Annotated in this window: 11 protein-coding genes; 2 read left to right on the top strand and 9 right to left on the bottom strand. The window is 39.1% G+C overall.

Going from position 1 to position 6,000, the window contains the following annotated elements; translation table 11 throughout:
• Positions 1 to 79: 79 nt before the first annotated feature.
• Entirely contained in the window at positions 80 to 559 is a 480-nt protein-coding gene (gene ruvC / locus YH65_RS11120) for a crossover junction endodeoxyribonuclease RuvC (RefSeq protein ID WP_046551921.1), read from the top strand.
• Between the two features lie 60 nt (positions 560 to 619).
• Here ruvC and YH65_RS11115 read toward each other — a convergent pair whose 3' ends face one another.
• The 4 genes from YH65_RS11115 to YH65_RS11100 all read right to left on the bottom strand — a co-directional run bounded on the left by YH65_RS11115 (position 620) and on the right by YH65_RS11100 (position 2,641).
• On the bottom strand, positions 620 to 1,090 hold the full coding sequence (locus tag YH65_RS11115) for a globin domain-containing protein (protein WP_046551920.1): 471 nt from the start codon (positions 1,088 to 1,090) through the stop codon (positions 620 to 622).
• 97 nt (positions 1,091 to 1,187) lie between these two features.
• Positions 1,188 to 1,445, bottom strand: coding sequence for a hypothetical protein (locus tag YH65_RS11110; RefSeq protein WP_046551919.1), 258 nt, complete (start codon positions 1,443 to 1,445; stop codon positions 1,188 to 1,190).
• Between the two features lie 28 nt (positions 1,446 to 1,473).
• Positions 1,474 to 2,148 carry a M48 family metallopeptidase gene (locus YH65_RS11105; RefSeq protein WP_046551918.1) on the bottom strand — a complete coding sequence of 225 codons (675 nt, stop codon included), beginning with the start codon at positions 2,146 to 2,148 and terminating at the stop codon, positions 1,474 to 1,476.
• Positions 2,149 to 2,191: 43 nt separating this feature from the next.
• Positions 2,192 to 2,641 carry a toxin-antitoxin system YwqK family antitoxin gene (locus YH65_RS11100; RefSeq protein WP_046551917.1) on the bottom strand — a complete coding sequence of 150 codons (450 nt, stop codon included), beginning with the start codon at positions 2,639 to 2,641 and terminating at the stop codon, positions 2,192 to 2,194.
• Between the two features lie 105 nt (positions 2,642 to 2,746).
• On the opposite strand from YH65_RS11100, the gene YH65_RS11095 reads away from it, so the two are divergent.
• Positions 2,747 to 3,103, top strand: coding sequence for a hypothetical protein (locus tag YH65_RS11095; RefSeq protein ID WP_046551916.1), 357 nt, complete (start codon positions 2,747 to 2,749; stop codon positions 3,101 to 3,103).
• Here the strand turns inward: YH65_RS11095 and YH65_RS11090 are convergent.
• From YH65_RS11090 to YH65_RS11075, 5 genes are all read right to left on the bottom strand, one after another.
• Complete coding sequence (locus tag YH65_RS11090; protein ID WP_046551915.1) at positions 3,090 to 3,473, bottom strand: DoxX family protein; 384 nt, start codon at positions 3,471 to 3,473, stop codon at positions 3,090 to 3,092. The two genes, YH65_RS11095 and YH65_RS11090, sit on opposite strands and share 14 nt — an antisense overlap.
• 267 nt (positions 3,474 to 3,740) lie before the next feature.
• Complete coding sequence (locus YH65_RS11085; protein ID WP_046551914.1) at positions 3,741 to 4,490, bottom strand: hypothetical protein; 750 nt, start codon at positions 4,488 to 4,490, stop codon at positions 3,741 to 3,743.
• 192 nt (positions 4,491 to 4,682) lie between these two features.
• Positions 4,683 to 4,856: a plasmid-related protein gene (locus YH65_RS11520; RefSeq protein ID WP_154806502.1), complete on the bottom strand. Its 174-nt coding sequence runs from the start codon at positions 4,854 to 4,856 to the stop codon at positions 4,683 to 4,685.
• Positions 4,847 to 5,287, bottom strand: coding sequence for a hypothetical protein (locus YH65_RS11080; protein ID WP_046551913.1), 441 nt, complete (start codon positions 5,285 to 5,287; stop codon positions 4,847 to 4,849). Before YH65_RS11080 ends, YH65_RS11520 begins: the two co-directional genes overlap by 10 nt.
• A 144-nt stretch (positions 5,288 to 5,431) precedes the next feature.
• Complete coding sequence (locus YH65_RS11075; protein ID WP_046551912.1) at positions 5,432 to 5,965, bottom strand: hypothetical protein; 534 nt, start codon at positions 5,963 to 5,965, stop codon at positions 5,432 to 5,434.
• Positions 5,966 to 6,000: the final 35 nt, after the last annotated feature.

The following is a 6,000-nucleotide window of genomic DNA, read 5'->3' as shown; positions in this document are numbered from 1 at the left end:
TATTTTAGCTTATATTGGCTAAAATAAGGCTATTAAAAGAGAGTGAATATTTTTATTCACTATGTGAACAAAGGTGTGAATGAATATTTTAGGAATCGACCCCGGAAGCCGAAATTTAGGCTATTGTATCCTGCATTGGGATGGAAAAAAGTTTTCACTTGTAGAAGCGGGACTTCTCAAGATCAGGGCAAAAGAGCTCCAGGAGCAGATCGTAGAGCTTGTAGAGGGGATAGACATCATTCTGAAGGCCCATCCCATCGATGAAGTGGCAATCGAAGATATTTTTTTCGCCTACAATCCAAAGTCGGTTCTCAAACTCGCACAGTTCAGGGGGGCACTCTCCTTGAAGATACTTCAGGAGGTAGGCTACTTTTACGAATACACACCGCTTCAGGTGAAAAAAGCAGTCACAGGGAACGGCAAAGCGGCCAAAGAACAGGTTGCTTTCATGGTAAAGAGGCTCCTGGGGATCAAAAAAGAGATCAAGCCTTTAGATATTACCGATGCGATGGCGATTGCTTTGACACATCTTCAGAGGGTGAAGATGCGGAAGAAGTAGTACGACACTGTGTCAACTCAGTTTCGATTAATTTTGACAAAAAAGGGTCAAACATTTTGATCAGTGATGATCCCTCGCATTGATCATCCAGATGGAGAATGTGTTCAGGTAGTTCCAGAAATATTGAATATTCACATCACTGCTCCGCTTCTCTTCAATGATCAGCTGCAATGCTTCCCTGAAACAGGCAAGCCAGTCCAGACGGCTTTGGGGAGTGATGGCAAAAGGGGTATGTCTTTTTCTCATCTGTGGTGCCCCTTTATGCTGGGTGAAGTAATCCGGACCGCCACAGATCTGAATGAAGAAATCCGCAGAATTGTCCGCCGCTTTGAGCATATCGTCCCAGTCCTCCGGAAAAAGATCTTTTATCGGGCTTTCATGCAGACAGATATAGAAACGTACAAAAAGCTCCCGCATCCCCTCTTCACCTATATCGGATAGAAATCCAGGGTTGGGTTTGACCACTTTCGGAGTCACGCCCTCCTGGTAGGGAAGCACGGAAAAGTCCAAAGTACTCGCAGAAAATCGCATATAAATATCCTTTTTTTAATTTTTATCGAAATGGCGTCAAAAACAGTTGATAAAGATAAAGGGATATGTCATCGTTATCAACATTCAACATTTGGTACTACCCACACCTTCCACTCCCGCAGCCACCGTCATTTTCCATTGAAAAACTGTTGTAGTATCCACATTCGGTACATTCAAAAGAGACGATCTTCGGTCCGGAACATCCACCCGATCTCTGGTCGGTCAGCTCGATGCTCTTCTGGTGGCATTTTGGGCAGAAACCGCGTTTGATGGCATCAAGCTGCTCTTTTTTCTCTTTGAGGTAGTAAATGTAGGTAAAGACCGAACCTCCAAGGACAATAAAGAGAAAAAGCAAAAGGTATAGAGTATCGATGGGAGTCTCCTTAGGTGGTATAAGAGTGAAGTTCTTTGATGCACTCTTTGTACTTCGGCATCTGTACTTCGACCAGTTCCCAGAAATGCTTCTGGTGGTGTTTATGTCTGATATGTGCGAGTTCATGTACAACGACATATTCTATTACATTTTCAGGCAGTTTCATCAGCATGGTATTGAAACTGAGTACATTTTCCCCCGAGCAGCTGCCCCACTGGCGTTTGGTTTTTCTAAAACGGATATCCCTGGGAAAAAGCTGCATCTGCTGTGCGCATCTTTCAACCAGTTCCGGCAGGTATGCTTCCGCCTCTTTTTTGTAGAAACGATCTATGTGTTTTTGAAACAATCCTATATCGTGTCTGTTGCTGAAGAGAGAGAACACCCCCTCTTCAAAACGAAGCTCTGTTCTCTTTTTTTCATGAGGAATCACACTGAGAGGATAGGCGATCCCTTTGTAGTAGAGCTTGCTTTTTTGTGTAAAGTCCGGTGTTTTTCCTTTTTTTTGCAGGATCTTTTCTCTGGAGCGTGTGATCCATTTCGCTTTTTTGAGAAGGAGCTGTTCGATGTAATGCCGGGAAACTTCGGGAGATTTGATAATGAGCCCACCAGCCTCGTCAAATGAGAGGTAGGTATGTCTGAGACTGGGGTTGATGATATGGGTATACCTTGGCAGAAGTCCGCTCATAGCTTAGCCACTCTTTTTCTTTTAAAAATGATTGGAAATGCCTCTAATAGATACGCCTGTCATTCTTGTATTTTGCCTTCTGCTTCACGGAGCCGTCAGGGTAATACATCACAGCGATACCGTTCTTTCTGTCGGAGCGCCATGGAATGGTCGCAAGCACATCCTGGTTGGGATAGTAGAATGTCTGGGTCCCTTGTTTTTCCCCCCTGACATACGGTGTACGTCTAAGTACAAGTCCGTTTGGATCGTAAAGAACTTCGACACCATTCTTGACACCGTTTTTTATAGTAACAGTGGAAGTCAGTTTACCGTGGGTTCCGTATTTTTTCAATACCCCGTTCATTTTGGTGTTGTCGGTCATGATAAATTCTGAGCGTATCTGCCCGTTGGTGAAGTACTCTTTGTGTACTTTTTTGCCGCCAGGTGTAGGGCTTTCACAACCTGTGAAAAGAAGTATAGAAAATAGAAAAAGAACGGAAGTCAATACTTTCATGTAATAAACCTTGGTTTTAAAAAATCTATAAGAGTAGTATACTATGAAATTACTTGGTTTTGAAGAAAGTAAATTACAATACCCAATTCTATGAGAAGGAAGGCTATGAAAGAACGTTTGAAGCATGCGGTAAAAAGAACAGCAGCGAATCCTGTCCTGCGAAAAAGTGCCGAGTCATTGAAACCCAAACGAAACATTTGGGGCGTGCTCGGCGTTCTGTTCTTTTTCATTCTTCCGGAGATCGCGGGGTTCATCTGGGGAGAAGAGATCACGGCATGGGCGCATGAAAAGACCCTGACCGATCCTACGGAAGCGGGGCGAAAACTCTACTGGCTGGTCGAAAAACTCTTTGAGGATGGTGGCAGCTATGTGAATCTTGGCATCGGTATTCTGCTCCTCTTTTGGCTTGTTTGGGACTGGTATTCGGCCAAAGGCAGTGAGGATCCTTTCAATCCCTCCTGATTGCATATTTTCCAGAACCAAGTAATGTAATAGCCAGTGCAGTCAGCAGGTAGAACATAGTGGTTTCCATCTCCCAGGCACCAAAAGCACCCAGACCCAGCATCCCTTTGAAATTTGTCAGCCAGACCGCCATGAGCATATTGAGAACGATCACCCCTGCCCAGACCCTGCTGTAGACACCGAGTATCAGCAGCAATGGAGCGAGTATTTCTCCCACATATACACCGTAAGCCAGCACTTCGGGCAACCCGTGTCCGACAACCATACTTTTAATGGAGCCGATACCGTGCTGTAGTTTATAAAGCCCGTGAAAAAGCAATAAACCTCCCAGCATAAGACGTAGAAGCAGTTTTCCTATATTGGAAGACATAATGGACCTTTTGCATAAAAATTTTGAAAGATTATAGCACTATTTTTGAAAGATTGTTTTTGGATGATTTCAAATTGTTGGATAATTATATAAGGTGGCCGGGAGAGGGGGATTCGAACCCCATACCATATATTGAGTTGCCCCTGAAATAGGGGCTTATGAGAGATTGTAATATAAAATGTCAGTGGATTATGGGTGATTCTGACTGACAAAACAGCTGACAGTTTTCGTGACTATGTAAGGTTTTTTAAATGTGGTCATATTAAGCTATTGCTCTATGTTGATTTTTTTATATATATGATCACTTTGGGGATCTTTTACAATTACATATAAGACATTAGCATTGATTTTTACTCGCATTCCTGATTCAGGAAAATATTTACCATAGTTTGATGCTTTGTTTATTTTAAAGACAATGTCCAATTCTAATTTTCTTGGGTTCATTTTGTCAAAAATTCTTGCATCTGATTTCTTGAACCTAAGCGAAAATCTTTCTACTTCTGCTCTTGATTTTTGTCGTATATTGTCAAAAGTGACAAAACTTCCGTATTCATTGATTTTCAAGGTTTTTTGTTTATTATTGTTATTTTCGGGTGTTTTATTATTAAACATTTTTCGTGCTTTTTCGATTTGCATACTACCTGGCATATAAAATCGAAAAATTTCTTTATTGAAGTCATATCTATCATAATTAGCTAAAACTTTTATCTGATATGTTTTTGTCAGATCAAAACTTGGTATATTATTTATTTCTTTTTGAAATTTCTTCTGAGCCTCTCCCTGTAGGTCCATTTTTAGGAAGTCGTCTTTTCCCCCATATAAAATGTTATCAAGTTTTTGTGGGTCACCTTTGTAATAAAATTTAACAAGTGCATTTTTTTCATAATCACTAAATTTGTGTTTTTTTATTATATCTGAAGCTAATCTTTCCATAAGATCGCCTTGTGCTATGTTTGTGATTTCTGCAAATAATAATGAAGATACTACTATAAGAAGGTAAGCTATTCTTTTCATCATTGTTAACCTTTTTTTAGAAAAATTATAGCAGGTAGTTTATATAAAATATATGAACATATAACATTTATTGTTATATCAATAAGTGTAATTATATAAATATTGTGACAAGAGGACGTGCCATACTATATAGTTTATGACCACTCTGCTCCCGATAGAAACAACTTTGCGCGAGATATTTTAGCCTTTGCCATTCTAACCCCACGACGGGTTATTTTTTTGTACATAGTTTCTCATCATCCGTCGTATCACCTTAGAGGCATCATCATCATTTTCTTTGCATGCTGCTACAAACGCATCTTTTAGTTTTTTTTCGACTCGAATATTGAAGCTAATTTTATTTTTTGTTTCTGATTTTTTTATTGACATTTCATGTCCTCCAGTTCTGCTTCATACATATATAGTTTTCTCTTGCGGTCACTATCAGTTACATATTCATCACTCCCAAGAAAATCTGAAAATTCATCAGTGATTTCTATATATCTATCTAAAATTTTTTTGCATAGCTGTTCTTTCTCTGCGATTATGTCGAATAGTGTATCATCCATTTTTCGTATATCTGTCCTGATTGCTATACTTAGTTCATTAATGTATTCATAGCTTAATTCATCCAGGTGATCTGTTAAGATCAGTGCACCCAAAAAATAATAGTCGTAATCCAGGAGTAGTCTTTCAGCTCCTCTTGTTTGAATTTTGCAAATTCTACGATCTCCTTCATAGTCAATAAACTTTGCATTTTTCATTCCTTTTGATTTTAGGTCTTCCAGAACCTCTTTGGTTATTTCTTGATTTGCTTTCATTTTGTTTTCCTTTATTTTTATTTTGTATATACATAGTATACACAAAAAATTTACATATGTCAAGGGTTTTGTGCAAATATTTTCCAAAAAAGATATAATTTCTATTGTATTTTCGTGACCACTTCGCTCCCGATACTAAATCTGCTACCACCAGGTTAATGACTTGGTTATTCTTCTCAGTCTTTCCATAATGATGTTTTGGTTTAATACGATCTGGTTTACTTCTGCCGTAGTCAGTTCTTCTGTTATAAATTCTTTTATGATGTTCTTCCATGATTCTCTGATCTCCAGTTTATCTACTTCATCGATCAGCTTTGTTCTGTTGGTTTTAGCCGCTTTTGCCGCGTACATCAAGCTTGCTACTGGTAGGGCTTTCCTTATGTTGTGTTTGTCTTTCATTTGCTTGATCTCTGAAATTAATGATTCTGGATCTTTTTTCCCGGTTGTCTTTATCTTGAAGTATGCCGTATTGATTGTGTCAATATCTACTTCCGTTTCTTGTACTTTCAGTTTTTCCAGCTTATCTATTGTTCCCGAGTTCAAAAATTCTGTGATATCCTCTTCCTCAAAATAGTTGTGCAGCATTGTGATGATTAGTCTGCCTTCTTTTTCCCAGTTCTCTACTGTTTTGGTCGTGTTGCCAAGCAATTTTGCTATCGTAGCTTTTTTCAATTTCATAATAATTTCCTTTCATCTTATTTAATTCTACCATA

The sequence above is a fragment of the Sulfurovum lithotrophicum genome (genome assembly GCF_000987835.1).
In the GTDB taxonomy this organism is placed as follows: Bacteria; Campylobacterota; Campylobacteria; order Campylobacterales; family Sulfurovaceae; genus Sulfurovum; species Sulfurovum lithotrophicum.
The sequence above is the reverse complement of the archived record's forward strand: the minus strand, read 5'-3'. Positions and strand labels throughout refer to the sequence as shown.

Coding starts and splice junctions, on each gene's coding strand:
- ruvC (WP_046551921.1), top strand. CDS start 80: ATGAATATTTTAGGAATCGACCCCGGAAGCCGAAATTTAGGCTATTGT.
- YH65_RS11115 (WP_046551920.1), bottom strand. CDS start 1,090: ATGCGATTTTCTGCGAGTACTTTGGACTTTTCCGTGCTTCCCTACCAG.
- YH65_RS11105 (WP_046551918.1), bottom strand. CDS start 2,148: ATGAGCGGACTTCTGCCAAGGTATACCCATATCATCAACCCCAGTCTC.
- YH65_RS11100 (WP_046551917.1), bottom strand. CDS start 2,641: ATGAAAGTATTGACTTCCGTTCTTTTTCTATTTTCTATACTTCTTTTC.
- YH65_RS11095 (WP_046551916.1), top strand. CDS start 2,747: ATGAAAGAACGTTTGAAGCATGCGGTAAAAAGAACAGCAGCGAATCCT.
- YH65_RS11090 (WP_046551915.1), bottom strand. CDS start 3,473: ATGTCTTCCAATATAGGAAAACTGCTTCTACGTCTTATGCTGGGAGGT.
- YH65_RS11085 (WP_046551914.1), bottom strand. CDS start 4,490: ATGATGAAAAGAATAGCTTACCTTCTTATAGTAGTATCTTCATTATTA.
- YH65_RS11520 (WP_154806502.1), bottom strand. CDS start 4,856: ATGTCAATAAAAAAATCAGAAACAAAAAATAAAATTAGCTTCAATATT.
- YH65_RS11080 (WP_046551913.1), bottom strand. CDS start 5,287: ATGAAAGCAAATCAAGAAATAACCAAAGAGGTTCTGGAAGACCTAAAA.
- YH65_RS11075 (WP_046551912.1), bottom strand. CDS start 5,965: ATGAAATTGAAAAAAGCTACGATAGCAAAATTGCTTGGCAACACGACC.